This window comes from Flavobacterium branchiarum, assembly GCF_030409845.1.
Lineage (GTDB): Bacteria > Bacteroidota > Bacteroidia > Flavobacteriales > Flavobacteriaceae > Flavobacterium > Flavobacterium branchiarum.
In genome coordinates this window covers 1,757,869-1,784,724 of record NZ_JAUFQQ010000005.1, presented here as the reverse complement: position 1 = coordinate 1,784,724, position 26,856 = coordinate 1,757,869, and the positions used below count along the sequence as shown (strand labels likewise).

Here is a 26,856-nt window from a genome sequence, read left to right as displayed (position 1 = left end):
CTATTCTTTATTCCCTTTGTACCTTTGAGACATTATAATTCGGAAAAGGCAAACTTAGCGCCTTAGCAACTTAGAACCTCATAAAAATGAAATACACCACAATTCCAAACACTGATATTAAAGTAAGTAAAATCAACTTAGGGACGATGACTTTTGGTCAACAAAACACGGAAGCCGAAGGACATGCACAAATGGATTACGCTTTAGAACAAGGCGTTAATTTTTTTGATACTGCCGAGATGTATTCGATTCCTGCAAGTAAAGAAACTTACGGAAGCACAGAGAAAATTATAGGAACCTGGTTTAAAAAATCAGGAAAAAGAGAAGATGTTGTTTTGGCAACCAAAATTGCCGGACCAAATGATAATTTCTCTTATATGCGTGAGAAAATAGATTTTTCACCAGCAAGTTTAAAATATGCATTAGACAAAAGTTTGGAACGATTACAAACGGATTATGTAGATATATATCAATTACATTGGCCAGAACGCAAAACAAATTGTTTTGGACAACGCGGACTTAAAATCCAAGATGACGCATGGGAAGATAATATCCATGAAGTTCTACAAACGATGGAAGGTTTTATAAAAGAAGGTAAGATCAAGCACGTAGGACTTTCTAATGAAAACCCTTGGGGAATTATGCGTTTTCTAGAAGAGAACAAATATAATAATCTGCCACGTATTAAGACAATTCAAAACCCATATTCGTTATTAAACCGCCTTTTCGAGAATGCTTCTGTTGAGGTTTGTATGAGAGAAAACGTAGGTTTGTTGGCTTATTCACCAATGGCATTTGGAGTATTATCAGGTAAGTTCTTATCAGGAGAAAAACATCCAAATTCACGAATAAGTTTATTTCCACAATATACAAGATATAGTAGCGAGCAAAGTACAAAAGCGGCTCGTATGTATCAAGAAATCGCAAACAAACATGGTTTGAATTTTGCACAAATGTCACTGGCTTTTGTTAATCAGCAACCATTTGTTACGAGTACAATAATTGGAGCAACAACAATGGAACAATTAAAAGAAAATATAGATTCTATTAATCTTACCTTATCAGAAGAAGTTATTGCCGAAATCAATGCAGTTCACGCAGTAATTCCAGATCCAGCACCGTAGTTTAGTCTCAGTCTCGGTCTCAGTTTTCCTGCATGTTATAGTTTTCAGTCATAGATTGTCTATAAAGGGACTCGGATAACGCGGTTTTACAAAAGTAATGGCGCTGAAAGAATTTTAAAAATCTTGAGACTATTTTCTATAACAGATTAAAAGTAAAAATCCCGATACACTATTAAATGTGTATCGGGATTTTGTTTTAAAGAGAGCCTTATAAATTTAGCACCATATCTTTGGGGTATTTTACTTTATAGCTAATTCTGATTTTCTTGATTTCGTTGGGCTTCATTTGCAATTGCCAAGTCAAGATTCCAGTTTCGGTATTTACTTTGGCACTGCTACTTTGTAATAATTCAATTTCAATTTCTTTATCAGTGCTTAAAGGATATTGGTCTTTTAATAAAAGTTCAACAGCTTCTTTTTTGTTGTTTCTAACTGTAATATCATAAGTGAAGGTTTGCTCCTTTTTAGTAGATAAAAATTTAGTTCCAGATTTATCAGCTACTTTTTCACGTTTTATAGAAACTTTTTTGTCACGACCCATGCTCAAGTTTAAAGTATCGCTAGTTTGGCTTGGCTCTATAAATGTTTTACCAACATACATTCCTTCAAAAATAATATTGGCTTCTCCTCTTAATAAATTGTATTTGCTATAATCAGCAATTTCAGCAAGAAGGAAGGCTTCGTTCTCAACTCTTGGAGCTGCGTAATATTTGTATGATGCAGGCAATTTTATTTCTTTAAGCGAAACACTATGAACTTTCCCATTTGATAAAATATCATAAGGGATATCAATATCAAAAGAAACATTAAGTTGATTTTCTTCTACAGTTGTATAGTTAGAAACAGATGATCGTACCATTTTTTTTGATGCCGGTAATGCTGTAACAACAACTTCTGACAATGTGTTTTCATCAGCAACTCTACTTTGTAATTGGTTCATTTTGTTTCTTTGACTGTAACCATTTTGATTAAGGTCGTTATTTCTTAAAAACCATGAGCTTAAAATTGGGGCTTGATTATTCTGATTCGGATAGCCACTAGATAAAGTAAGTTTTACTTTTTTCCAATCAATTCCTGTGTTTTGTATTACTTGTGCTTTATACATCATATTAATAGGCGAAGTAACACTTTCGACACGTAGGTCATAAAAAGGAGTCCAAGTTGCATTATTAGTTAAGTACGAAATATCTAATGGTATGGCACCAGCAACATCATTCATAACCTGAACAATTAATTTACCAGATGAGGTTTTTTCCTCTTTGCTAGAATCAACTTCGAGCTTATTGTTTAATTTTTGCAATATTCCATTTAGCTTTTGTTGTTTCTCCGAAAGGGTATTAATCGTATTAGCGATTTCGAGTTGCTTGGTTTTATAATACTCTACCATTTTCATTAATTCGGTTACATTCAAGCCAGAATTAACGCCAGAAATTTGTTGGTTTTTATCCAAAAGCTGAATTGTTTTTGTTTCAGAATTGATTGTATTATTAACTTTCTGAATTTCTTTCTGAACCAAAACGATACTATCTCGTACTCTTTTTAATGCTGGAGATTTAGTATCAACTTCATATTCGGAAATATAATTGTTGGTGAACTGTACAGAAAGCACCGTTACTGATGCTGGAGTTCCTATTTGAATAGAACTTTCATTCAAGTCTACAGCGACATTTTTTATCACAATTTCGCTTGTTCCTAAAGGAAGAGTAATACTTGCGGTTTGCGAAATCTCAGCAGCATTAAAATATACTGTTGCAGCTTTTACTTTAGCTGTTGTAAAGATTGGTTTTTGTGCAAATGCAAATGCTCCAATCAATAATAAGGTTGCTGTTATTATTTTTTTATTTATCATGTGTTTAAAATTTATAGGATCTGTTTAATGTGATGTTAGATTGCAAATAACAAAAATTTGAATGGGTTTTAATGGTAAATAACTAGAATGATTTTTTTATTAGACTTATCAATTATTTTTTGAATTACACCATAAAACTTTTCATTAACCATAGGACAGCCAAGACTGTTGGGAATAGGCTTGTTTTGTTCTTCAAATGGAATGTCCCAATATTTGTGTAAGACTATATTTCGATCAAAGGCATTACTGTTGGACTTGTCTAAACCATATAATTTGTATGCTTTACCAAATGTGCCATTATAAGAATTACCAATTGCATATTTCCCTAACGAGGTGCTATGAGAATCTTTAATATTGCTGAATTTTAGTTTCCCAGGAATCCCAGTTTCAGAACCAGAACCATGTCCAACCAAACCTTTGTCAAGAACTTTATTGTTTTTTAAATCATATATAAAAAAGCGTTTTTTACCCGATGTAATTCCCATGTCCAAAAAGAAACCAACTTCGGTATTGTATTTAGAAGATTTAGTTACAAAGTTTTTAACCTCATTTACTTGATCTTTTAATTTTTCTGTAGAAGAATAAATCGACTTTGAGTTTATAGATGATTGTGTTTTATCTTCTTTACGAATACATGAAAAGCTAGCGCAAAAAGCTCCGATAAATAGCAAAAAGAGAATCTTCTTTTTCATGGTTTTAAATGATTGATTTTATTGTGTTTTTTATTTCTCGACAGTATATCCTTTGATTTTAGCAAAAGCAATAATTGATGTATTTATGGTATTGCCTAGGTCATCTTGTTTCTTGGTTTTTTTTGCTTCTGTATCAATATATTGTTGGCGTTTTTTTGCTAGTTCACCAATTTCTTTCTGAATAGTTTCTCTTTCTTTGGTTTTCTGTGCAACAATTACTTTTAGTTCGGCCGCAGATTTGTTTTGAAACTCTTTTGGTAATTCTTCTTTTTTGATTTTAGAAATAGCAGTTGCATCGTCTTTTACTTTATCAACCAAATCCCAGCTATCATTTTTATAAGCCGCTTTCGATTTACTTACTGCACGCTCGGCGTAATTTGAGACCGAAACTCCTTGAGCATTTCTGTCTTGCACTTCCTGATTCATTTTTTTCTCAGAACCTTTCGAACCATAACCGATGTAGGTTTTGTTTATTTTTTCATTACACTTTGTAATTTCGTCATCATAAGGAGTTGCTATATATCTTACTGTTTGGTTAGAGTCGATATTAAAATATTTTCCTTTCCCGTAATCGGCACCATCTTTCCATAATGTATTGATACCTTCTGTTTTGTTTCCACAAAAAATAGTATTTACATAAATATCATTTTTCAACGCATTACTAATCGCTTCTTTATAGTTGATTCCTCCTTGATTAAATTCTTCATTTCCTGCAATATAAATGAGCTTCATATTGTTGTTGTCTTTTGCCCATTTTAATTGTTTGGTTGCATCTTGGATTACTGCTCCACAATATTCGTTACCGCCATTGGTACTTAAAGAAAATAGTTTTTCTGAAATCAAATCGAGATCTGTAGAAAGAGGAGCAATTTGGCGGATATAATTAGATTGTTTTGATAACCCATCATTGCCATATTCGTACAAAGCAATTTCAATATCTGGTGTTTTTCCATCGTATTTTAAGGTCGTTAGCGTGTTTACAATATTCCAAAGTCTAGATTTTGCCTGATCGATTAATCCGTCCATGCTACTAGAAGTGTCTAATAATAATGCGACTTGTATTTTAGTTTTTGCTACTGTAGCAGTTTTTTCAATTGTAGTATTCTTTTTTGGATTTGCATTTTCGTAATTGCTATTTGCAAAAGAAAATGTGCTTGCCAAAAGTGCTGAGATAAGAATAGCTGTTTTCATGATTTCTTATGTTTTAGATTGTGATTATAGACCAAACTTATAAACTTAAAGAGTTCCTTTTTTGTAGAAATGGTGAAACGGTATTTTCACTTGGTGAAACGAGTTGTAAACGGAACATAAAATACTTTACTTTACAGTATTCTTTTTTAAGGTTATGAGTCGCTAATAAATTAAGCGGTTAAGATTTAAAAAAGGATATACGATATGAGATATTTATTAGCCATTTTTTCTTTATTCATACTGCTGTTATTTCCTGTTGAGGTAGTAGCACAGGATTCTATTGCCAAGAAAAAAGCAATGCCAGTTTCAAGAATGAGCAAAGTATCCAAAGAGTTACAAAAATCTTTAGATATAAATGATGAAACACAAATAGGTCAGAATTATGAGCGTCTAGCTAATGAATTTCTTAATAAAGGAGATAATGCTAAAGCCGAAGAATATTATACAAAAGCATTAGCAAGTTATACTAAACAAAATTTAACGGAGGATAAAACACGAGTAAGAAGAAGTATTGCCAAAGTACAAGAGAATCAGAAAAAGTTTGGATTAGCAATTAAAAATTACGAGGCTGCAGGAGCTATTTCAGAAGGAAAAAATGAAGAGAAAATAAATCTTAACGATGCCAATCGGTTGCGAATGCAGGCGAGTCCAGTTGCGCAAGTCGGATATGTAAATTCAAACATTGAGTTGCTTAAAAAAGAAAATAAAGCTGATGAGGTTGCCGCCGCATACGTTCAAAAAGCGGAGAATTCTTTGCAACAAAAAAATAAAGAAGTTGCAATTGAAAGCTACAATAATGCGCTTACTTACGCAAAAGATAAGCCTGAGGCAATAATTAAAATAAAAAATGAACTAGCCAAAGTTTATGCTTCGGATAATGAGTTTGATAAAGCAATTGGTATCAACGAAAGACTTTTGGCGGAAGCCAAAACCAAACAAGATTATACGACGCAAATAAAACAATTACAATCATTGGCAACGCTTTATTTTAAAAAAGCAGAACCTAAAAAAGCCGTCGTGTCCCTAAAAGAAGCGTATGACTTAGCATCCAATAAAGGAAATTCAACAGAGGCTAAGAAAAGTTTGTCAGCTTTAATCCAATATTATAAAACCAAAGGTGATGATAGGGAAAGTATTGCATTGTACGAACAGTTCTTTACCAATTTTGATAAATTAATCAAATCGGACACAACGCTTATTGATGCAAAAACATTTCAAGTTACAGAAGATAAAATACGTCAGTTAGAAAAAGAAAAGACATTAAAGGATGAATTGATTACTAAGAAAAACACGTTTAATTATTTTCTTTTGGGTTCAATCGTCTTGCTTTTATTGTTGTTCTTATTTATTGTAAAGGCATTGTATTCGATAAAAACTAAAAACAAAGAAATTGCTTTGCAGTCTTTACGAAGAGAAATGAATCCACATTTTATATTTAATAGTTTGAATAGTGTGAATCAATTTATTTCCGAAAACAAAGAATTAGAAGCCAATAAATACCTGACTTCTTATTCTAAGTTAATGCGAAATATGATGGAGAATTCTAATAAGGATTTCATCACATTAGATAAGGAGATTGAACAGCTTAAGAAATATTTAGATTTAGAACATTTGCGTTTTCAGGACAAGTTTGATTTTAAAATTAGTATTGATGAAGCTTTGGATACCGAAACAGTTTTGATTCCTAATATGATTATTCAGCCTCATTTAGAAAATGCGATTTGGCATGGATTACGTTATCTGGATAACAAAGGGTTTCTAAAACTTAATTTTGGCTTTGTAGCAGATAAGGTTGTAGTGACTATAGAAGATGATGGGATTGGTTTAACCAAAAGTCAGGAACTAAAAACAAACAATCAAAAAGTACATGAATCTAGGGGATTGAGCAATACTAAGGAACGAATTAGTTTGCTGAACGAATTGTATAAAAAGAATATTTCTTTCGAAATTATCGAAAAAGAATCGCCAGAGACAGGGACGATTATTCGAATTGTTTTTCCGTTAATAGATAAATTATGATGACTTTTCAAAAGATAAAAAGTGTAATTGTCGAAGATGAACTTGGGGCTCGTGAAGTGCTTAAGAATTATTTAAGCAAATATTGTCCGCAAGTAGAAGTTATTGGTGAAGCACAAAATATAAAAGAGGCAGTTCCGTTGTTGCATGAATTGCAACCGCAATTGGTTTTTCTGGATGTCGAAATGCCATTTGGAAATGCTTTTGATGTCTTGGAAGCTTGCAAGGATTTGCATTTTGAAACAATTTTTGTTACTGCTTTTTCTGAATATTCATTGAAAGCTTTAAACCAAAGTGCTGCTTATTATTTGCTAAAACCTATTAGTATTGAAGAATTGATAGTTGCAGTAAATAAAGTACAGCATCAGGTTATGAACCATGAGATTTTTAATAGAAACAAGATTATCGTTGAAAATTTTAAGGAAACAAAACCAGAGAAACAACAAGTTATTTTACCAACTCTAGAAGGGTTCGAAGTAGTAAAAATGGAAAAAATTGTCCGTTTAAAAGGCAACGGAAACTTCACTGATTTATATTTAAATGATGGAAGTAAAAAAATGGTTTGTCGTTTCTTAAAGCACTTTTCCGAAATTTTGCCTTTGCCATTTATACGAGTTCACAAATCACATATTATCAATATGAATTGTGTAACGTCTTATAATAAAGGAGGGATTATAATGCTAAACGATGGGGCTGAAATTGAAGTTTCTCCAACTTACAAAGAGGAATTCTTAAGAAACTTCAAATAAATCTTAAAGATCAAACTCATCATCAATAGCTATTGAATCAACAGGTACCGCTGTTGAATCTGGCGCTTTTATTCGTAATAGTGAACGAGCGTTACCAGAAACATATACAGGTAATCTATTAATAGTATCCTCGGGAGTTAGGACACCGCGGCGTAACATAATATTGCTAAGGAACTTTTGATTTCGAATAGCATAATCCTTTAAATTACCTTGGTCATTAAATTGATAAGTAAATTTTCGTGGACTTGGAATAATAGTAGCCAAAAATAGACATTCATTTAAGGTTAGTTCCGAAGGACTTTTTTGGAAATAGAAACGGCTTGCTTCTCCAATTCCGTATACATTTGGTCCCCATTCGATAATATTAAAATAAACTTCAAGCATACGTTGCTTGCTTACTACACGATTGTTCTCAAGGATGTAAACGAGTAAGATTTCTTCGAGTTTACGAGACAACGTTTTCTCTCTGGTAAGGAAAACATTTTTCACCAACTGCATACTAATTGTACTTGCGCCACGAGAGAATTTCTTGGTTCGGATATTTTTTAAAATCGACTGTTTGAAAGCTTCATTAATAAAACCACGATGTGAGAAGAACGACGGATCTTCGGTAGTTAACACACATTTTTGAAGATAGGGAGAAATTTGCTCAATAGGAGTATAGTTTGGATTTCCAGAGCCAATTAAGATAGGTCTTTGTAATACATTTTTTATGATGGCACGATATACAAACTCACCGTTTAATTTGTTGAGGTTTGCCTGGCCGTATTTTGTAATTGCAAGGTTTTCTTTGTTTAGTTTGCTATCAAAAACTAAGCTATTCGGTTTGTTTTTGTTGAACTTGAAATCAAGTTTATAATCAAAATTCCCTGTTGCCTCCATGCCTTGGAAATTGGTAAATAAACCATCAGGTAAGGAAACAATAAAGTCTTGTGCTTTCATTTTAGGAATCGCAACTTTTAAGGTGTAAATCGTATCGGACTCTGTGTTGTAAGACACATAAGGGTGTAGTTTAATTTTATTTAACTGAACTGTTGAAGTGCTATCTATCGAGATAAAATCAGACCCCAATAAGAAACGATAATCAAAACGAGCATTTTTTATGATTACATCTTTGCTAGCAATCTTTGCATGGTTGATTTTTAAATTAGTGATAGAAGAATATCCATCAATATGTAGTTCGCTTCCACTTTTTTTGATATTTTCAATATTCAATCGAATAGAGTCAAAGCTAGCAAGCATATTAAAACGATCATCGATATAAGGAACTCGAATGGCTCCTGTATCGAGATTAAAAAATCGAATGTCGGCTTTTTTATTTCTTGGATCAGCAAAACCTTTTATATTCCAGCGTTGGTCGAATGTTTTAGTTTGAACGTGTAAATTGGTTTCTAATTCTTTATCAATTAAGATCAATTTGTTGATTGCAATTTGTGCCTTTTTGCCATTGTCATCAATCTTAAAAATTAAATTTTCCAACTTCATATCAGTAGGAACAAGATTTAATAATTTAGATATAATTCGATAAGCATAAGTAGCGTATTCTCTTTTTTCGCTTTTAGAAGTGTTGGTACTGTCTTTTTTTAAGAAAGCATCAAAGTTCTTGATATTTCCTTTTTTTACTAATTGTATAAAACCTCTATCAATTTTTAAAGTACCAACTTGAATGTCTCCTACCAATAAATGGGATAGACTAATACTGGTTTCTATATTATGAATGTTGCAAAGCGTATCGGCATTTTTTGGTACTAAAATTACATTGGTCAGTTTTATTCCAGAAAGCCCATCAAACGAAGCCGTTTTTACAGAAAACGTACTGTTGTATTCCTTGTTCATTTTATCAGAGACCTTTGCGATAGCTTTATGCAAAAGAGCGTCTCTAAAGAAATAAGCACCAATCAGTACTACAATAAATAGCACGACTACAATTTTGAGAGCCAATACTATTTTTTGTTTTTTTGTTTTCATATAAATTCTTTGATGTAGGTAAGATTATCCAAAAAGAATGCTGGCAACATCTTCTATTTTTGCCACAAGCTCAATTTTGATTCCTGTATTCTTTAACGCAATTTTATTGTACTTTGATACAAAAATAGTCGAAAATCCTAATTTTTCTGCTTCTTGTATACGTTGATCTACTCTATTCACAGGACGAATTTCGCCAGATAAGCCAACTTCACCAGCAAAACAGAATCCTTTGGTTACAGGAATATCTTCATTTGAGGATAAAATAGCAGCTACAACAGCAAGGTCAATCGCAGGATCATCTACAGAAATTCCTCCGGTAACGTTTAGGAAAACATCTTTTGCTCCTAAGCGAAAGCCAGCTCTTTTTTCTAAAACGGCCAAGATCATATTTAATCTTTTGGCATTATAACCCGTTGTGCTTCGTTGAGGTGTTCCGTAAACGGCTGTGCTTACTAACGATTGTATTTCGATCATTAACGGACGCATTCCTTCGAGTGTTGAAGCAATTGCTGTTCCTGATAATTCTTCGTCTTTGTGTGAGATTAATATTTCTGAAGGGTTAGATACTTCTCTTAAACCGCTTCCTAGCATTTCGTAGATACCAAGTTCGGCAGTTGATCCAAAACGGTTTTTTAGTGAACGTAAAATACGATACACATGGTTTCTGTCTCCTTCAAATTGTAGAACAGTATCAACCATATGCTCTAATATCTTTGGACCAGCAATGTTTCCGTCTTTGGTAATATGTCCAATCAGAATTACGGGAATATTGGTTTCTTTAGCAAATTTGATTAACTCGGCAGTGGTTTCTCGAATTTGAGAAATACTTCCAGCAGTAGATTCGATATAATCCGTATGAAGCGTTTGGATAGAATCAATGATTACAATCTCAGGTTGAATCGCTTCTATTTGTTTAAAGATATTCTGAGTTTTGGTTTCGGTAAGAATATAGCAATTGTCACCATTAGGTGTAATTCTTTCGGCACGCATCTTTATTTGCTTCTGACTTTCTTCGCCTGAAACATACAGTGTTTTGTATGGTAATTGTAATGAAACTTGTAGCAAAAGTGTACTTTTTCCAATTCCTGGTTCACCTCCCAAAAGCGTTAGAGATCCGGGAACAATACCACCACCAAGAACACGATTTAATTCGCCATCGGTTGTGTCCATACGAACCTCCTGAGTCGAATCAATTTCGTTTATTCGTAAAGGACGAGGTGCTTTTCCAGTAGGAGTAGGTTCGCTTTTCCAAGCAACCTTTTCTTGTTTCTGAATAATTTCCTCAGCAATGGTATTCCATTCTTTACAAGAATTACATTGTCCTTGCCATTTAGAATATTGGGCGCCACAATTTTGGCAAAAAAAGGTTGTTTTAACTTTTGACATTATTTCTTTTTGATAAGATCATTCATTTCATCTATTTTATCGTACATCAAATCTTTATTCAATTTACCAATAGGTTCCATTTGAGAAGCGTTTTGGTATTTTTTGGAAGCTCTTTTTGGGTCTCCCATTTTTTCGTACATCAGTCCTATTGCATATTCTCCTAACATTGCTTTAGGGTAACTTGTGTTAGCAATTTCAGCTAATATACCTAATTCGTCGTAGGCATTGTTTTTTAAAATAGCAGTTTCAACAGCGATATAGTCATTCATTCTAACAGGCATTTCAACACCTAACGTTTTTGTGATTATATCGTATTTATCTCTTAGATAATCAACGTAACCAGATTTTAGAACAACAATCTTTTCGTTATAATCAGTTATATTTATCGGCTTGTAGGCTTCAAAAATTTGGTTTAAAGCATTTGGTATTGCGTATAAAACAGCAGAATAATAAGTGGTGTTTTTGAATAAATCATATTTATAATTTATCAAAGGGTTGTTTGCTATTTTAATGTTTTGATCTAGTTTTTGAATTGGGTCTTTGGTTTTGTTAATGTCACCATCGGCCACAGATAAATAATAAAACAGCGGTGTTTTTAATTTAGCAAATTTCTCAGGAACACGAACTTCCATTTGTGTAGCAAGCTCAGGACTCATAGAAATATATGCATTAAAGAGAGGTACTTCTTTGTATAAGAAAAAATTCAAATAACCAGCAGTTACTCCATGTCCTGCAATAATTCGGAACGGCGCAGTACGATATTTTTTTTCAATTTTAGGAATTACTTCTCCAGCCACAAATTCAAAAAATTTAGCTCCTTTTTCAAAAGGCAAACCATTAATTCCGTCAAAAGTTGAATCATCTTCACGCTCATCGTCTTTGTTTTGATGAATAGCAACAATTATAGTTTCTGGAAGGTCATCCCAATAAGTACCATATTTTAAAGCACCACTAAATGGATCGAGAAGATACTCTCCGTCGAATAAATAAAGCACTGGATATTTCCGAGTTTTATTAGCTTCGTAAGAAGCAGGTAATTCAACAGTAATCGTTCTTGTTTCTCCGAGTGGTACTGAGTTAATCGTTTCTGTTTTTCTTTGAGCAAAAACGGTAATAGAAATAAATAATAATAGTAGGTAAACCTTTTTCATAATTTGGGATTTCTGAAATTTTAAGTGTAATAAAATAGAGTAGCAATATAGTACTTTATTTTTTTTATTTAATTACAAATGGATATTGCGCTACCAATTTGGTTGACTTATAGATACAAAATTGCCCTTTTTACAAAATTTAACTTTGAAAAAGGGCATTTTTATAAGTCTCGAAATGGATTTATGTTAACGAATTGTCGTTTTCATTAGGGAAAACAATCCATGGCTTGAAGGTTTTTGCTTCTTCAAACTCTAATGTTGCGTAAGAAATAATGATGATGATGTCATCCTTTTGAACTTTTCTTGCTGCAGGACCATTAAGGGTTATTTCGCCTGAATTTCGTTCTCCTTTAATGGCATACGTTTCAAAACGTTCTCCATTATTGATGTTGACAATTGCTACTTTTTCACCTTCAATCATGTTAGAGGCATCTAGTAATGCTTCGTCAATAGTAATGCTGCCAATATAATTAAGATCGGCTCCAGTTACTTTAACGCGGTGTATTTTTGATTTTACTACTTGAATTTGCATGCTACAAAAGTAAATTAATTTAATGAAATAGTATCGATCAACCTAATAGAATTAACAAATACTGCTATAAATGCGCGGTAATTTTTGTCTTTACTTTTGTGATCGATAGGTAATAATGTTGATTCATCAGCAATTACGAAATATTCAAGTTCGAAGTTGTCGTTGTTTTTGAATGAATTTTCTACAAATTCAATTGTTTCTTCGGGGCTTTTTGTTTGAAAGATTTCTTTAGCTTCTGTTAGAATCTTGTAAATCATCGCTGCTTCCTGACGTTGCTCGTTAGTCAAGCGTTCGTTTCTAGAGCTCATTGCCAATTGGTTTGGTTCTCTAAAAATTGGACATCCAACAACATTTACAGGAAGATGGTTTTTTTCGACCATTTTCTTTACAATCTGTAATTGTTGAAAATCTTTTTCTCCAAAATAAGCATTTGTGGGAGCGATGATCTCGAATAGACGTTTTACGATAGTACCAACGCCGTTAAAATGGCCGGGTCTAAATTTTCCTTCCATCTGATTTTCTAGTCCGTCAAAGTCAAAAGATTGAGAAACGGTATGCCCTTCGTAGATATCTTCGACAGTTGGAGCGTATAAAATTATCTTATCGCTTAGACCGCTAATTTTTCTTACATCTTCATCTAGAGTTCGGGGGTATTTTGCTAAATCTTCTTGGTTGTTAAACTGTGTTGGATTCACGAAAATACTTACAACTGTGTTATCATTTTCGTTTAATGATCGTTGCATTAATGCGAGGTGACCTTGGTGTAAAGCGCCCATGGTTGGTACGAAACCAACACTTGAATTTTCGGTTTTAATAGTTTTTAAATAGGCTATTAAAGCAACTTTACCGTTGAAAATATGCATGGTGGTATTATTAAAATTTAATGCAAACATAATATATTAGTTAATAACTGCATAAATTTTTGTAATTTTGCAACGTTTTTATTACCAAAAATTAAGCAAATTACTATTATGAAAGATAAGAGGATATTGTATGTATCATCTGAAGTTGTGCCTTATTTAGCTGAAAATGAGGTTTCTTTAATGTCTTATGATGTGCCAAAGATGATTAACGATCAAGGCGGGCAGATAAGAATTTTTATGCCAAGATATGGGAATATCAATGAAAGAAGACACCAGTTACACGAAGTTATTAGACTTTCTGGGATGAATTTGGTAGTGAACGACTTGGATATGCCATTGATTATTAAGGTAGCATCTATTCCTAAGGAAAGAATTCAGGTTTATTTTATAGATAACGATGAGTATTTTAAAAGAAAAGCCACTTTTACAGATGAAGAAGGTGTAATGTACCCCGATAATGACGAAAGAGCAATTTTCTTTGCTAAAGGAGTTGTTGAAACTGTTAAGAAGTTAAACTGGGTTCCAGATATCATACATGTACATGGATGGATGGCAGCAATGTTACCAATCTATATGAAACATTATTATAAACACGAAGCTTTGTTTTCTGAAACAAAAATTGTTACTTCTGTTTACACGCAATCGTTTAATGAGACATTAGATCCAGAAATGATTAAAAAGGTAAAATTTGATGGAGTTCCACATGAAGCTGTTTCAGATTTAGAAATTCCAAATTACGAAAACATCTTAAAAGCGAGTATTCTTCATTCAGATGGAGTAATAATTGCCTCAAACAATCTGTCTTCAAGTTTAACAAAATTTATAGAATCTTCGGGAAAACCTTTTTTACCTTTCGTCCCAAAAGATGCATTCGCAGAGGCGTATACAAATTTTTATAAAAACGAGGTTCTTTAAAATTTAACTTTTTTATTACACATGCAGAATACTTCTTTTTTTAGGAAAATACTTTTAGTATCAAGCGTTGTCTTTTTATATTCTTGCGACAAGGATTTTAATGCTATAGGCGATGATTTAATTGGTGGTAACCATTTTGATTTGTTAATAAGTGACTCAGAGGTGATAGCTTATAACCAAAAGCTAGGACCAGTACAATCAAATAATTTAAGTTCGAATCAATTAGGGGTTTTTGTTAATTCTGCATTTAGTACAACAACGGCTAGTTTTGTTACGCAGGTGACATTGGCGACGGTTAAGCCTACAATTGGAGAAAGCCCTACTGTAGAAAGTGTTGAACTTGAAATCCCGTATTATAGTCACATAGATAAAGTTGAAAACGGAAAAAATATATACGTTTTAGATTCAATTTACGGGCCTATTGATGGTAAAATAAATCTTAGTATTTATCAATCTGGGTATTATATGCCTAATTTGGACCCAGATGATAACTTTGTAAGTTCAAAGTTATTTTTTACGGATGATAATTCTCTTTTTGATGCTGCAAAAGTAGGTGGGCGTTTAAATAATGGTACTGATGAAAATAATATTGGATTTGGATTCAGTGCTGAAGAGATTACTGAACCAATTAAAGATGATGCAGGAAAAGAAACGGTAGCCAAAAGAATACCCGCAATGAAATTGAAGTTGGAGACAGCTGCTTTTCAAAAATTGCTTGATAATCCATCGAAGTTGGTTACAAATGATGTTTTTAAAGAATTTTTTAGAGGGTTGTACTTTAAGGTAGAAAGTAATGGTGGTGCAAGTAGAATGGCAACTATTGACTTTAAAAAAGGAAAGATTACTATTAAGTATAAAGCAAAAACAGAAATAACAACAGATGATGACTCAATTAAAGAAGATAAAACTTTAGTTCTTAATTTAAGTGATAATTCGGCAAAGTTGCTACAAGAAACGAATATTAACCCAAGTTATAGTACGGCTATAGGGGCTCCGAAAGTAAATGGTGATGAGAGGTTGTATTTAAAAGGTGGTCAAGGTTCAATGGCGATATTAGAGCTTTTTGGTAGAACCGATGTTATTGGATATGATGAAAAAGGGAATTTAAAGGAAGGCCCAAATGGTGTTCCAGATGAATTGGATAGATTAAGAAATCCAGCAGATGGAAAAAAATTGTTAATTAACGAGGCTAATTTGGTTTTTCATGTTGATTCAGATGCTATGAAGAATGTTTCTTCAGAGCCTAATAGAATCTTCTTGTATGATTTTAATAATAGTAGACCTATTGTAGATTATTATAATGATGGAACTCCAAGTGCTACGGACGATGCAAAAAAAATTAAGCAAGTTTTTAACGGTATATTGAATGTTGATCCAGTTACCAAAAAAGGGGCAACATATAAAATTCGACTAACAAACCACATTAGAAATTTAATTAACAGTAAAGATTCAACTAATGTGAGAATGGGGATTGTTGTGACAGAGGATATTTCTGTTGTTGCTACTAACAAGTTGAGAACGCCGGCTGTACCAGTAAAAGGAGATCCATTTAGTAAAGTGCCAAGAGCATCAGTGATGAGTCCTTTGGGAACAGTAATTCATGGAGGAAATTCTTCTGATGTGAATAAGAGATTAAAACTACAGATTTACTACACGAAACCAAATTAATTAAATATATATGTGTGGAATTGTTGGATATATTGGATATAGAGAGGCATATCCTATTGTAATTAAAGGACTAAAAAGACTCGAATATAGAGGTTATGATAGTGCTGGAGTTATGTTATATGATGGAGAGGCAATTAAACTTTGTAAAACAAAAGGTAAGGTTTCAGATCTTGAAGCTAAAGCCAGTGAAGGGTTTACAACAAACGGAAGTATAGGTATTGGTCATACGCGTTGGGCAACCCATGGTGTTCCTAATGATGTGAACTCGCATCCTCACTTGTCTAATTCTGGAGACTTGGCAATAATACATAATGGTATTATTGAGAACTATGCTCCATTAAAAGAAGAATTAAAGAAAAGAGGATACGTTTTTCATTCAGATACAGATACAGAGGTATTGGTGAATTTGATTGAAGAAGTTCAAAAACAAGAAGGTCTTAAATTAGGTAAGGCAGTTCAGGTAGCATTAAATCAAGTTGTAGGTGCTTATGCTATTGCAGTATTTGATAGAAAGAATCCTAATGAAATTGTTGCGGCTAGATTAGGTAGTCCATTGGCAATTGGAGTGGGTGAAGGTGAATATTTTGTTGCATCAGATGCTTCGCCTTTTATCGAGTATACTTCAAATGCTGTTTATCTTGAAGATGGAGAAATGGCTAATATTAGATTACATAAGCCAATTAAAATTAGAAAGATTAAAGATGATTCATTAGTTGATCCTTATATTCAACAACTTCAAATGAATTTGGAGCAAATTGAAAAAGGAGGTTATGATCATTTCATGCTTAAAGAAATATACGAGCAACCTAGTGTTATAAAAGATACGTACAGAGGAAGACTTCATGCAAATGAAGGAATTGTTCAGTTAGCAGGAGTTGAGGATAATTTAGAAAAATTTCTAAACGCCGATAGAATAATTATTGTTGCTTGTGGTACATCATGGCACGCTGGTTTAGTTGCAGAATACATCTTTGAGGAATTTTCCCGAATTCCTGTAGAGGTTGAATATGCATCTGAATTCAGATACCGTAATCCTATCATCAATAAAACTGATGTTGTTATTGCTATTTCTCAATCTGGAGAAACTGCAGATACCATGGCAGCTATTAAATTGGCAAAAGAACACGGAGCATTTGTGTTTGGTGTTTGTAATGTTGTAGGTTCATCTATTTCAAGAGAGACACATGCAGGTGCTTATACACATGCAGGTCCAGAAATTGGTGTTGCATCTACAAAAGCATTTACAACTCAAATTACTGTATTAACGATGATTGCTTTGCGTTTAGCAAAAGCAAAAGGAACATTGTCTACTCCAGATTTTCATAGATATTTACAAGAACTTGAGCTTATTCCAGATAAGGTAAAAGAAGTTTTGGAAACAAACGATGTTGCTAAAGAAATTGCGGCTGCATTTAAAGACTCTCCTAACTGTTTGTACTTAGGAAGAGGTTATAATTTTCCAGTAGCGCTTGAAGGAGCTTTAAAACTTAAAGAGATTTCATATATTCACGCAGAGGGTTATCCTGCAGCAGAAATGAAGCATGGACCAATTGCTCTTATTGATGAGCATATGCCAGTAATTGTAATTGCTCCTAAGCAAGGACATTACGATAAAATTGTAAGTAATATTCAGGAAATAAAATCTAGAAGTGGAAGAATTGTTGCTGTTGTAACAAAAGGAGATACACAAGTACGTGAATTAGCGGACTATGTGATTGAAATTCCTGAAACTTCAGATGCTTTATCTCCATTAATTACTACAATTCCATTACAATTGTTATCTTATCATATAGCTGTTATGAGAGGTTGTAATGTTGACCAACCAAGAAACTTGGCCAAGTCGGTTACTGTAGAATAAAAAAATATAATATTATAAGTATTTGAAAAAGCGAGATTTACATCTCGCTTTTTTTATAACAAAAATTTAAGAATTCATTTTTGTAGAATATTCAGTTTTATCTTCAAAATAATATGTATGCATAGTATATTTCAGTAGGTTAGGGGTTATTTGTTGTCAAAAGTTTAAAAAATGTAAATACATAATATGTATTTTTGTTATTAAAAAGTTATGAAATATCAATATTTCTTAACAAATTTTTAGTAATATGAAAAATATTTGTACTTTGGTGACATAAACCATCTAAAACTAACCAAATGAGAATGTATTTACTTATTTTATCATTGTTCTTTTGCGGGGTATCCTTTGCGCAGAGTACAATTTCAGGTTCCGTTATTGATAACAAAAAACAGGCAATTCCTGGGGCCAACATTAATATTGTTGGAGAGAGCAGTGGTGCGTCTACTGACTTCGACGGTTCGTTTGTTTTAAAGTCATCTAAAGCGCTACCGCTTACTATTAGAATTACAATAGTTGGATACGAAACAAAGAATGTCAATGTTACTTCGGCTACACAAAAAATTATTGTGGCGCTAGTTGAGGAGCAAACAATGTTGAATGAAATTGTGGTTTCGGCTTCGAGAACTCCAGAAAGAGTAATTGAGTCGCCGGTTACAATTGAGAGAATGGGTATTCAAGATGTAAAAAACACTACAGCTCCATCTTTTTACGAAGGTTTGGAAAATCTAAAAGAAGTTGTTTTTAATACAAGTAGTATATCTTTTAAATCAGTAAACACAAGAGGTTTTGCTACAGTTGCAAATACTCGTTTTATGCAATTGGTAGATGGTATGGATAATTCATCTCCAGCATTGAATTTTGTATTAGGAAATCTAATTGGTTTAAATGATTTAGATGTTGCTAGTGTTGAACTTTTGCCTGGAGCATCATCTGCGCTTTATGGTGCAAATGCCTTTAATGGTATTTTGTTTATGAATAGTAAAAGTCCGTTTACTTATCAAGGTGTTAGTACGTATTTTAAATATGGACAAACCTCACAAGATGTGGCAGGAACTAATGATTATGTAGATCTTGGTTTTAGAGCCGCTACTGCATTTACCAAACACTTTGCTGTTAAAGCAAATTTTAATTTTGTTAGAGCAACCGAGTGGATTGCCGATGATTTAAGAAGTTTGACTGGGGGTTCTATAGGACATGCTAATAATCAAAATTATGATGGATTAAATATTTATGGTGACGAGGTTACTACTTTTCTTCCAAACGTTGGGCAGGTAAGTAGAACTGGGTATCATGAAAAAGATTTGAATAATAATAAATCAGAAAGTGTAAAGGCAGATTTTGCGATGCATCTTAAACCTTGGGAAAATGAGACTGAATTTATATTTCAATACAAATTAGGAATTGGTAGTACTATTTATCAAGGAGCCAATAGGTATTCTTTAAAGAACTTCTTTATGGGCCAAACCAAATTAGAGGTAAAAGGAAAAAACTTTTTCGCTAGAGTTTATATGACTAATGAAAATGCTGGAGATTCATACGACATGCGTTTTGCTGGTTGGAACGTCAATAGAGCTGCTAAATCAGATACGAACTGGTTTACAGATTATGCAAGGTCATTTCAATTGTCTTCTGCAGTATTGGGACTTAATGCAAATGATGCAGCAAACTATGCTAGAAGTTTTGCAGATTACAATGTTTCGCCAGGTTTGGGCTTAACACCAAATATTGATCCAGCTAATCCTACTGCTCCAAGATCAGCTCGATTTGAACCTGGTTCTCCACAATTTGTACAAGCTTTTACAGATGTTATTAATAATCCAAATCTAAAAGAAGGAGCTAAGTTTATAGATCATTCTAAATTATATCATTCTGATGTGAATTATAATTTTAAAGACCTTGTTAAGTTTGCTGAAATTCAAGTAGGAGGTTCTTGGAGACAATATGTAATGAACTCTGAAGGAACAATTTTTACAGATTATGACGGTCCGTTAAAATATAAAGAATACGGAGCTTATACGCAGGTTGCTAAAAAATGGATGGACGATAGATTGAAATTTACAGGGTCTATTCGCTATGATAAAAGTCAAAACTTTAAAGGTAATGTATCACCAAGAATTGCTTTTGTTTATTCTGCAGGAGCAAGTAAAGTGCATAATTTTAGACTTTCATATCAAACAGGATTTAGAAATCCTACAACTCAAGATCAATACATTGGTTTAGATTTAGGTCCGTTTGCATTAATTGGTTCTGCTCCAGAAAATTTAGATCGTTTTACTGAGGTTAGAGAAGTGAGTTTGGCGGGTCAAGCGGCAAATAATCCAGCTACGGTAACAATGAATGGGCATAAGGCTTACGAAAATGCATATACAGTGGCTTCTGTGCAGGCATTTGGAGCATCTGGAAACACTGCAGACCTTCAAGTGGCTAATATTGGATTAGTAAAACCGGAAGAAGTGCAAGCTTTTGAAATAGGATATCGTTCTGTGGTAAGAGATTTCTCGATTGATGTTAATGCGTATTACAATATTTATGATAATTTCATGAATACGGCTCGAGTAATTAGCCCGTATTACGGAACTGTGGGTACAAATTTTACAGATGCAGACGTAGCAAAAAGTGCTCAGGCATTAGCGTTTGGAGACAGAAGGGTTTATCAGGTTTATACTAATACAACTGCTCAAGTTGCTTCATTTGGAGTAGGTGTTGGTTTGTCTAAAAAAGTATATAAAGATTTTGAAGTAGGAGTGAACTATAATTATTCACAATTAGATTTTGATCAGTCAAAAGATCCAGGTTTTGTAGCAGGTTTCAATACTCCAAAACATAGAATTAAAGGTTCGTTGGGGAATGCTAAATTGTTTAAAAATTTTGGATTCAATATGAATGTAAGATGGAATAGTGAATATTTATGGGAGGCTTCTTTTGCTGATGGAATGATTCCTGAGAATACGGTTTTTGATGCTCAAATAAATTACGCATTTCCTAAATTGAAATCGGTTATAAAAGTGGGGGCTACAAATCTTTTTGGAAAAGATTATCTACAGGTTATAGGAGCAGGTTTAATAGGGCAACAATGGTTTGCTTCATGGACAATTAACCCATAAATAAATTATTGAATAGGTAATTTATGTACTTCTTAATGAATTTTGGAAGATGGGAAAATGAATATTAATGTAAAAATAACAAATCATGATAAAAAATTTTAAATGGCTATTATTGGTTTCATTGGCCTTTGTAGCATGTAATAATGATGATGAAGATACAACACCTGTTGAAGTTCCAATTACGCCTGGTTCGGCAGTGTTTACAAAATATGTTGCTTTGGGAGATTCATTTGCTGCAGGATATAGTGATAATGCTTTGTTTGCAAAAGGGCAGCAAGGCTCTTATGCTAATGTGTTGTCACAACAGTTTGCTCCTGCGGGAGGTGGAGCTTTTACTACGCCATTAATGCAGGATAATATTGGTGGTCTATTGTTGGGAGGTAATGTGATTCAAGGACCTCGACTTTATTTTAATGGAGTTGGGCCAGTTCCTGTAAGTGGAAAGCCAACAACAGAGGTGACGAATCATTTAACTGGGGAATTTAACAATTTAGGAGTACCTGGGGCAAAAAGTTTTCATCTTTTAGCAGCTGGTTATGGTAATACTGCAGGAGTAGCATCGGGATTGGCAAATCCTTATTATTCTCGATTTTCAAGTTCGACTACAGCTACTATTTTGGGAGATGCGATGGCGCAAAAGCCAACTTTTTTCTCTTTATTTATTGGGGGAAATGATGTTTTGAGTTATGCAATATCTGGAGGAGTAGGAAAAAATCAAAAAGGGAATATGAATCCAGCAACATATGGAAGTAATGATATTACAGATCCAACATTATTTGCTAATGTTTACGGTTCTTTAGTGGCTGGTTTAACAGTAGGTGGAGCTAAAGGAGTAGTGGCAAACTTACCAAATATAAGTACGTTACCTTATTTTACAACGGTTCCTTATAATCCAGCGTCGCTAACAAAAACGTTGGCAGATCAATTAAATGCAGGATATGCTGTTTATAATGGAGGATTGAAAGCTATGGTTACTAATAAATTATTGACAGAAGAAGAGGCAGCTCGCAGAACGATAAAATTTGTGGAAGGAAAAAATGCCGTAGTTATTATTGATAGCTATCTTACAGATCTTTCGGGGTATGGGGTGCCATCTTACAGGCAAGCTACAAAAGCCGATTTTATGGTGCTTACGGCTATGAATTTTATAGGTACTCTTGTTGGTGGAGATCCAACAAAGGTAAATGGACTATCGGTTCCTTTGGCAGATAATTGGGTTTTGTCAAAAGATGAAGTTGCAGAGGTGGTTTTGGCTACCAATGCTTATAATGACGCTATAAAAGCAGTTGCAGACTCAAAAGGGCTTGCATTGGTAGATACAAGAGCGGTTATGGCGCAATTATCTAATGGAGGTGTTAGTTTTGGAAATTTTAATATGACTTCAGCTTTTGTAACAGGAGGAGCTTTCTCTCTTGATGGTATTCATCCAAGTGCTAGAGGATATGCTTTAATAGCAAATATTTTTGTAGATGCTATTAATGCAAAATATAATTCTACATTGCGACATGTTGATTTGGCAAATTATCCAATTCAATATCCAGCAGTTATAAAATAAAGCCAATTTTTTTAGTAAGAAAACCACCCTTTTTTATAAAGCGGTGGTTTTTTTTATTAGGCTGAAAAGATGGACTTTTATGCGATCGATACGCTTATTTTTATTAACTGTAAAAAATATAGTATTTTTATAAAAAAAAGTTATTGATTTTATATTTTAAAAATTATCTTTGCGCACTGAAAAAAGAGGTATTTTCGTTAAACCTAAATAGCTATTTAATAAACACATACAGTAATGTCAAAAGTAATAGGAAAAGTTGCCCAAATCATTGGACCAGTAGTTGATGTCGTTTTTAACGGTAAAGATGTTGAACTTCCAAAAATTTATGATTCATTAGAAATCACTAAAAAAGACGGAACGTTATTAGTTCTTGAAGTACAATCTCACATCGGAGAAAATACAGTTCGTACAATATCAATGGACTCAACAGATGGTTTGAGCCGTGGATATGAAGTAGTTGGAACTGGAAATCCAATCCAAATGCCAATCGGTCCAGACGTATATGGTCGATTATTCAATGTAATTGGAGATGCAATTGATGGTTTAGGGGACTTGCCAAAAACAGGAGAAAATGGATTGTCTATTCACAGACAAGCTCCAAGATTCGAAGATTTATCAACTTCATCTGAAGTATTGTTCACAGGTATTAAAGTAATCGATTTAATTGAGCCTTACTCAAAAGGGGGTAAAATTGGATTGTTCGGTGGTGCTGGTGTTGGAAAAACAGTATTGATTCAAGAGTTGATTAACAATATCGCAAAAGGTCACGGTGGACTTTCAGTATTCGCAGGAGTAGGAGAAAGAACACGTGAAGGAAATGACTTACTTCGTGAGATGTTAGAGTCAGGAATTATAAAATACGGTGATGATTTCATGCACTCTATGGAAAATGGAGGATGGGATTTATCTAAAGTAGATATGCCAGGAATGAGAGAGTCTAAAGCTACTTTCGTTTTCGGACAAATGAATGAGCCACCTGGAGCTCGTGCTCGTGTAGCACTTTCAGGATTATCTATCGCTGAGTATTTCCGTGATGGAGCAGGAACTGATCAAGGTAAAGACGTATTGTTTTTCGTTGATAACATCTTCCGTTTTACACAAGCAGGTTCTGAGGTTTCGGCTCTTTTAGGTCGTATGCCATCTGCAGTAGGATACCAACCAACATTAGCAACAGAAATGGGTGCAATGCAAGAGCGTATTACATCTACAAACAAAGGTTCGATTACATCTGTACAAGCGGTTTACGTTCCTGCGGATGATTTAACTGACCCGGCTCCGGCTACAACTTTTGCTCACTTAGATGCAACAACTGTATTATCTCGTAAAATTGCTGAGTTAGGTATTTATCCTGCGGTTGATCCATTGGATTCAACTTCAAGAATCTTAACTCCTCAAATCTTAGGTGATGAGCACTATGACTGTGCACAAAGAGTAAAAGAAATTCTTCAAAAATACAAACAATTACAAGATATCATCGCGATTCTAGGTATGGAAGAGTTATCTGAAGAAGATAAATTATCTGTATCAAGAGCACGTCGTGTACAACGTTTCTTGTCTCAACCATTCCACGTAGCGGAGCAATTTACAGGTATTCCTGGAGTATTGGTTGACATTAAAGATACTATCAAAGGATTTAACATGATTATTGATGGTGAGTTAGATCACCTTCCAGAAGCAGCTTTTAACTTGAAAGGTTCTATTCAAGAAGCAATCGAGGCTGGAGAGAAAATGTTAGCAGAAGCTTAATCTAGTTTTCAGTATTGGGTCGCAGTAATTTATTGAGACTATTAACTGAAACTGTAAACTAAAAGAAAATGACTTTAGAAATAGTATCACCAGAAGCAAAATTATTCTCAGGAAATGTGACTTCGGTTACTTTGCCAGGAGTTGATGGAAGCTTTCAAATATTGAATCATCACGCTCCTATTGTTTCTATTTTAGAAAAAGGAACTATTAAAATTGTGGCACCTAGCTTCAGTTTTGCTAAAGAAGTAGCGGATAAATTCACGAAAGTAAATGACCAAACTTACACTTTGGAAATTGTGTCAGGTACTATCGAGATGAAAGACAATAAGATAATTGTTTTAGCAGACTAAGACAATTTAAAATAAAGTTGAAAAGCCATTCACAATCGTGAATGGCTTTTTTTATTATGTTCGTTTTATAGAGGCGCACTTTAGAAGCAATTTCCTGCTGTTCACTATATCTTTTTTTGCTTGCAGTGGCCAGCAAAAAAAGGATGCCGTTTCCATCAGGGCTAAAAAATAGAATAGATAATATAACCGGCTTAAATTAATAACTTTGTATTTATGAAATTACCAGAAAACCTTCTTCAAAAGTTAGTAGTAAGAAAGCAAAATAATGCGCTTAGAAAATTACCAGATACTAACCTATTAACTGATTTTACATCTAATGACTATATTGGGTTTTCAAAATCTGCGGTAATTTTTAATAAAACACATAGTTATTTACTAGAAACGAATACTATTCAAAACGGAGCTACGGGCTCAAGATTAATTTCAGGGAATCATTCTCTATATAAAATCACAGAAATCTTTATAGCGCAGTTTCACGAGTCAGAATCGGCTTTAATTTTTAATTCGGGTTATGATGCCAATGTTGGTTTTTTTAGCGCTGTGCCACAGCGCAATGATGTTATTTTGTATGATGAGTTAAGTCATGCTTCTATTCGTGATGGAATTTTAATGTCCAATGCCAAAACATATAAATTTAATCATAATGATTTTGAAGATTTAGAGCGACTCATAGTCAAACATCAAAACGCAATAATTTATATTGTTACCGAAAGTGTTTTTTCTATGGACGGTGATTGTCCGAATCTAGAAGAATTAGTGCTCTTGTCTGAAAAATATAATTGTTACCTCGTAGTCGATGAAGCTCATGCATTAGGAGTTTTTGGAGAAAAAGGCGAAGGCTTATTGCAGTTTTTAGGATTGCACAATAGGGTTTTTGCAAGAATCATGACTTTTGGTAAAGGATTAGGATGTCATGGAGCAGTAATTCTTGGTAATCAAGAATTAAAAGAATACCTCATTAATTTTGCTAGAAGCTTTATTTACACAACAGGATTATCTCCACATTCGGTTGCTACTATTCTTATTGCGTATCAACAATTGGAAATAGAAAAAGAAACTATCGATAAGCTACGTCAGAACATTGTTTACTTCAATCAACAAAAAAAACTTTTAGGATTACAGCCCATGTTTGTTCGAAGCAAATCGGCAATCCAATCGGCGATTATTCCTGGAAATGAAAATGTAAAAGCTGTTGCTAAAAAAATGCAAGAGAAGGGATTTGATGTAAAAGCGATCCTATCACCAACAGTTCCAGAAGGACAGGAGCGACTGCGTTTTTGTATTCATAGTTATAATTTAGAAGAAGAAATTAATGAAGCCTTGTGTTTTTTAGGAAGTAGCCTGTTTTAATTATAGTAAATGCACTACATATTAATTAAACTTTAACTAACTCAAAGGGTAATTAGATAAACACAAAGCCCCTCTTATGATGGGCTTTGTGTTTTTATTGGTATTTTTGTACGCAATAAAAAAAAGGGGAATGAAACTATTTATTACAGGTATTTCTACTGATGTTGGTAAAACAATTGCTTCGACTATAATTGTAGAAGCATTAGAAGCTGATTATTGGAAACCGATTCAGGCAGGAGATTTAGATAACTCAGACACAGGAAAAGTACAATCAAGAATTTCGAATACTAAATCTCAATTTCACAAAAATGCATATGCTTTAAATACGCCAGCAAGTCCTCATTTGGCAGCAGAAATTGACGGAGTAACGATTGATTTAAATGAGATAACGGAACCTAAAACGAATAATCATTTGGTTATTGAAGGTGCAGGAGGGGTTTATGTACCCTTAAATGATAAAGAATTTGTACTTGATTTAATTCAACCAGATCATAAAGTTATTGTAGTTTCTAGGCATTATTTAGGAAGCATTAATCATACCGTGCTAACAATTGAAGCATTGAAGAACCGAAAATTGAATATTGCTGGAATTATCTTTAGCGGAAGCGAAAACAAATCATCAGAAGCAATTATTTTAAATAGTACAGGGGTAAAATGTATAGGACGAATTGATGAAGAACCTTATTTTGACCAGAATGTGATTCGCGAATATGCCGATTTATTTAGAGAGAATCTTTTAGAATTGTAAAATGGTTTTGTGGAAAGTACAATAGATTCCACATCTTGCAG

At 33.5% G+C, this 26,856-nt stretch carries 20 protein-coding genes; 12 read left to right on the top strand and 8 right to left on the bottom strand.

What is annotated here, in order from left to right; genetic code table 11:
- Positions 1 to 86 precede the first annotated feature (86 nt).
- A complete protein-coding gene (locus QWY99_RS19660; protein WP_290267411.1) occupies positions 87 to 1,124 on the top strand; it encodes an NADP(H)-dependent aldo-keto reductase in 1,038 nt (345 codons plus the stop codon).
- 208 nt (positions 1,125 to 1,332) lie between these two features.
- Here QWY99_RS19660 and QWY99_RS19655 read toward each other — a convergent pair whose 3' ends face one another.
- From QWY99_RS19655 to QWY99_RS19645, 3 genes are all read right to left on the bottom strand, one after another.
- On the bottom strand, positions 1,333 to 2,973 hold the full coding sequence (locus QWY99_RS19655; protein WP_290267410.1) for a DUF4139 domain-containing protein: 1,641 nt from the start codon (positions 2,971 to 2,973) through the stop codon (positions 1,333 to 1,335).
- 68 nt (positions 2,974 to 3,041) lie between these two features.
- Positions 3,042 to 3,665 carry a murein L,D-transpeptidase catalytic domain-containing protein gene (locus QWY99_RS19650; protein ID WP_290267409.1) on the bottom strand — a complete coding sequence of 208 codons (624 nt, stop codon included), beginning with the start codon at positions 3,663 to 3,665 and terminating at the stop codon, positions 3,042 to 3,044.
- A 30-nt stretch (positions 3,666 to 3,695) separates the two neighbouring features.
- The gene (locus QWY99_RS19645; RefSeq protein WP_290267408.1) at positions 3,696 to 4,856 is read right to left on the bottom strand and encodes a vWA domain-containing protein; all 1,161 of its coding nucleotides are present in this window, start codon (positions 4,854 to 4,856) and stop codon (positions 3,696 to 3,698) included.
- A gap of 204 nt (positions 4,857 to 5,060) precedes the next feature.
- Here QWY99_RS19645 and QWY99_RS19640 point away from each other — a divergent pair, with 204 nt between their 5' ends.
- Together QWY99_RS19640 and QWY99_RS19635 are read left to right on the top strand one after the other, a co-directional pair.
- Positions 5,061 to 6,875 carry a tetratricopeptide repeat-containing sensor histidine kinase gene (locus QWY99_RS19640; protein ID WP_290267407.1) on the top strand — a complete coding sequence of 605 codons (1,815 nt, stop codon included), beginning with the start codon at positions 5,061 to 5,063 and terminating at the stop codon, positions 6,873 to 6,875.
- Entirely contained in the window at positions 6,872 to 7,621 is a 750-nt protein-coding gene (locus QWY99_RS19635; RefSeq protein WP_290267406.1) for a LytR/AlgR family response regulator transcription factor, read from the top strand. Before QWY99_RS19640 ends, QWY99_RS19635 begins: the two co-directional genes overlap by 4 nt.
- A 3-nt stretch (positions 7,622 to 7,624) precedes the next feature.
- Here QWY99_RS19635 and QWY99_RS19630 read toward each other — a convergent pair whose 3' ends face one another.
- The 5 genes from QWY99_RS19630 to panC form a co-directional block, all read right to left on the bottom strand.
- The gene (locus tag QWY99_RS19630; protein WP_290267405.1) at positions 7,625 to 9,589 is read right to left on the bottom strand and encodes a biosynthetic peptidoglycan transglycosylase; all 1,965 of its coding nucleotides are present in this window, start codon (positions 9,587 to 9,589) and stop codon (positions 7,625 to 7,627) included.
- Between the two features lie 24 nt (positions 9,590 to 9,613).
- Positions 9,614 to 10,975, bottom strand: coding sequence for a DNA repair protein RadA (radA, locus tag QWY99_RS19625; protein WP_195738188.1), 1,362 nt, complete (start codon positions 10,973 to 10,975; stop codon positions 9,614 to 9,616).
- Positions 10,975 to 12,126, bottom strand: a complete 1,152-nt coding sequence (locus QWY99_RS19620) for an alpha/beta hydrolase (RefSeq protein ID WP_290267404.1) — start codon at positions 12,124 to 12,126, stop codon at positions 10,975 to 10,977. The genes radA and QWY99_RS19620 overlap by 1 nt, the downstream gene beginning before the upstream one ends.
- Before the next feature lie 181 nt (positions 12,127 to 12,307).
- A complete protein-coding gene (gene panD / locus QWY99_RS19615; protein WP_129540483.1) occupies positions 12,308 to 12,658 on the bottom strand; it encodes an aspartate 1-decarboxylase in 351 nt (116 codons plus the stop codon).
- 14 nt (positions 12,659 to 12,672) lie between these two features.
- A complete protein-coding gene (gene panC, locus QWY99_RS19610) occupies positions 12,673 to 13,551 on the bottom strand; it encodes a pantoate--beta-alanine ligase (RefSeq protein WP_290267403.1) in 879 nt (292 codons plus the stop codon).
- 78 nt (positions 13,552 to 13,629) lie between these two features.
- Between panC and QWY99_RS19605 the strand changes: the two genes are divergently transcribed.
- The 9 genes from QWY99_RS19605 (at position 13,630) to bioD (ending at position 26,815) form a co-directional block, all read left to right on the top strand.
- The gene (locus QWY99_RS19605) at positions 13,630 to 14,436 is read left to right on the top strand and encodes a glycogen/starch synthase (protein WP_290267402.1); all 807 of its coding nucleotides are present in this window, start codon (positions 13,630 to 13,632) and stop codon (positions 14,434 to 14,436) included.
- A gap of 21 nt (positions 14,437 to 14,457) precedes the next feature.
- Positions 14,458 to 16,104, top strand: a complete 1,647-nt coding sequence (bamH, locus tag QWY99_RS19600) for a BamH family beta-barrel-assembly machinery protein (RefSeq protein ID WP_290267401.1) — start codon at positions 14,458 to 14,460, stop codon at positions 16,102 to 16,104.
- 10 nt (positions 16,105 to 16,114) lie between these two features.
- Positions 16,115 to 17,962, top strand: a complete 1,848-nt coding sequence (gene glmS / locus QWY99_RS19595) for a glutamine--fructose-6-phosphate transaminase (isomerizing) (protein WP_290267400.1) — start codon at positions 16,115 to 16,117, stop codon at positions 17,960 to 17,962.
- A gap of 296 nt (positions 17,963 to 18,258) precedes the next feature.
- Positions 18,259 to 21,066 (top strand): TonB-dependent receptor, encoded by a 2,808-nt coding sequence (locus QWY99_RS19590; RefSeq protein WP_290267399.1) that lies wholly within the window; start codon positions 18,259 to 18,261, stop codon positions 21,064 to 21,066.
- 85 nt (positions 21,067 to 21,151) lie between these two features.
- Complete coding sequence (locus QWY99_RS19585) at positions 21,152 to 22,621, top strand: SGNH/GDSL hydrolase family protein (RefSeq protein WP_290267398.1); 1,470 nt, start codon at positions 21,152 to 21,154, stop codon at positions 22,619 to 22,621.
- A 234-nt stretch (positions 22,622 to 22,855) separates the two neighbouring features.
- Positions 22,856 to 24,367 carry a F0F1 ATP synthase subunit beta gene (gene atpD, locus QWY99_RS19580; RefSeq protein WP_290267397.1) on the top strand — a complete coding sequence of 504 codons (1,512 nt, stop codon included), beginning with the start codon at positions 22,856 to 22,858 and terminating at the stop codon, positions 24,365 to 24,367.
- Between the two features lie 68 nt (positions 24,368 to 24,435).
- Positions 24,436 to 24,717, top strand: coding sequence for a F0F1 ATP synthase subunit delta/epsilon (locus QWY99_RS19575; protein ID WP_290267396.1), 282 nt, complete (start codon positions 24,436 to 24,438; stop codon positions 24,715 to 24,717).
- A 213-nt stretch (positions 24,718 to 24,930) separates the two neighbouring features.
- Positions 24,931 to 26,067 (top strand): aminotransferase class I/II-fold pyridoxal phosphate-dependent enzyme, encoded by a 1,137-nt coding sequence (locus QWY99_RS19570; RefSeq protein ID WP_290267395.1) that lies wholly within the window; start codon positions 24,931 to 24,933, stop codon positions 26,065 to 26,067.
- Positions 26,068 to 26,197: 130 nt separating this feature from the next.
- Positions 26,198 to 26,815 carry a dethiobiotin synthase gene (gene bioD / locus QWY99_RS19565; protein ID WP_290267394.1) on the top strand — a complete coding sequence of 206 codons (618 nt, stop codon included), beginning with the start codon at positions 26,198 to 26,200 and terminating at the stop codon, positions 26,813 to 26,815.
- Positions 26,816 to 26,856 lie beyond the last annotated feature (41 nt).

Coding starts and splice junctions, on each gene's coding strand:
- QWY99_RS19660 (WP_290267411.1), top strand. CDS start 87: ATGAAATACACCACAATTCCAAACACTGATATTAAAGTAAGTAAAATC.
- QWY99_RS19655 (WP_290267410.1), bottom strand. CDS start 2,973: ATGATAAATAAAAAAATAATAACAGCAACCTTATTATTGATTGGAGCA.
- QWY99_RS19650 (WP_290267409.1), bottom strand. CDS start 3,665: ATGAAAAAGAAGATTCTCTTTTTGCTATTTATCGGAGCTTTTTGCGCT.
- QWY99_RS19645 (WP_290267408.1), bottom strand. CDS start 4,856: ATGAAAACAGCTATTCTTATCTCAGCACTTTTGGCAAGCACATTTTCT.
- QWY99_RS19640 (WP_290267407.1), top strand. CDS start 5,061: ATGAGATATTTATTAGCCATTTTTTCTTTATTCATACTGCTGTTATTT.
- QWY99_RS19635 (WP_290267406.1), top strand. CDS start 6,872: ATGATGACTTTTCAAAAGATAAAAAGTGTAATTGTCGAAGATGAACTT.
- QWY99_RS19630 (WP_290267405.1), bottom strand. CDS start 9,589: ATGAAAACAAAAAAACAAAAAATAGTATTGGCTCTCAAAATTGTAGTC.
- radA (WP_195738188.1), bottom strand. CDS start 10,975: ATGTCAAAAGTTAAAACAACCTTTTTTTGCCAAAATTGTGGCGCCCAA.
- QWY99_RS19620 (WP_290267404.1), bottom strand. CDS start 12,126: ATGAAAAAGGTTTACCTACTATTATTATTTATTTCTATTACCGTTTTT.
- panD (WP_129540483.1), bottom strand. CDS start 12,658: ATGCAAATTCAAGTAGTAAAATCAAAAATACACCGCGTTAAAGTAACT.
- panC (WP_290267403.1), bottom strand. CDS start 13,551: ATGTTTGCATTAAATTTTAATAATACCACCATGCATATTTTCAACGGT.
- QWY99_RS19605 (WP_290267402.1), top strand. CDS start 13,630: ATGAAAGATAAGAGGATATTGTATGTATCATCTGAAGTTGTGCCTTAT.
- bamH (WP_290267401.1), top strand. CDS start 14,458: ATGCAGAATACTTCTTTTTTTAGGAAAATACTTTTAGTATCAAGCGTT.
- glmS (WP_290267400.1), top strand. CDS start 16,115: ATGTGTGGAATTGTTGGATATATTGGATATAGAGAGGCATATCCTATT.
- QWY99_RS19590 (WP_290267399.1), top strand. CDS start 18,259: ATGAGAATGTATTTACTTATTTTATCATTGTTCTTTTGCGGGGTATCC.
- QWY99_RS19585 (WP_290267398.1), top strand. CDS start 21,152: ATGATAAAAAATTTTAAATGGCTATTATTGGTTTCATTGGCCTTTGTA.
- atpD (WP_290267397.1), top strand. CDS start 22,856: ATGTCAAAAGTAATAGGAAAAGTTGCCCAAATCATTGGACCAGTAGTT.
- QWY99_RS19575 (WP_290267396.1), top strand. CDS start 24,436: ATGACTTTAGAAATAGTATCACCAGAAGCAAAATTATTCTCAGGAAAT.
- QWY99_RS19570 (WP_290267395.1), top strand. CDS start 24,931: ATGAAATTACCAGAAAACCTTCTTCAAAAGTTAGTAGTAAGAAAGCAA.
- bioD (WP_290267394.1), top strand. CDS start 26,198: ATGAAACTATTTATTACAGGTATTTCTACTGATGTTGGTAAAACAATT.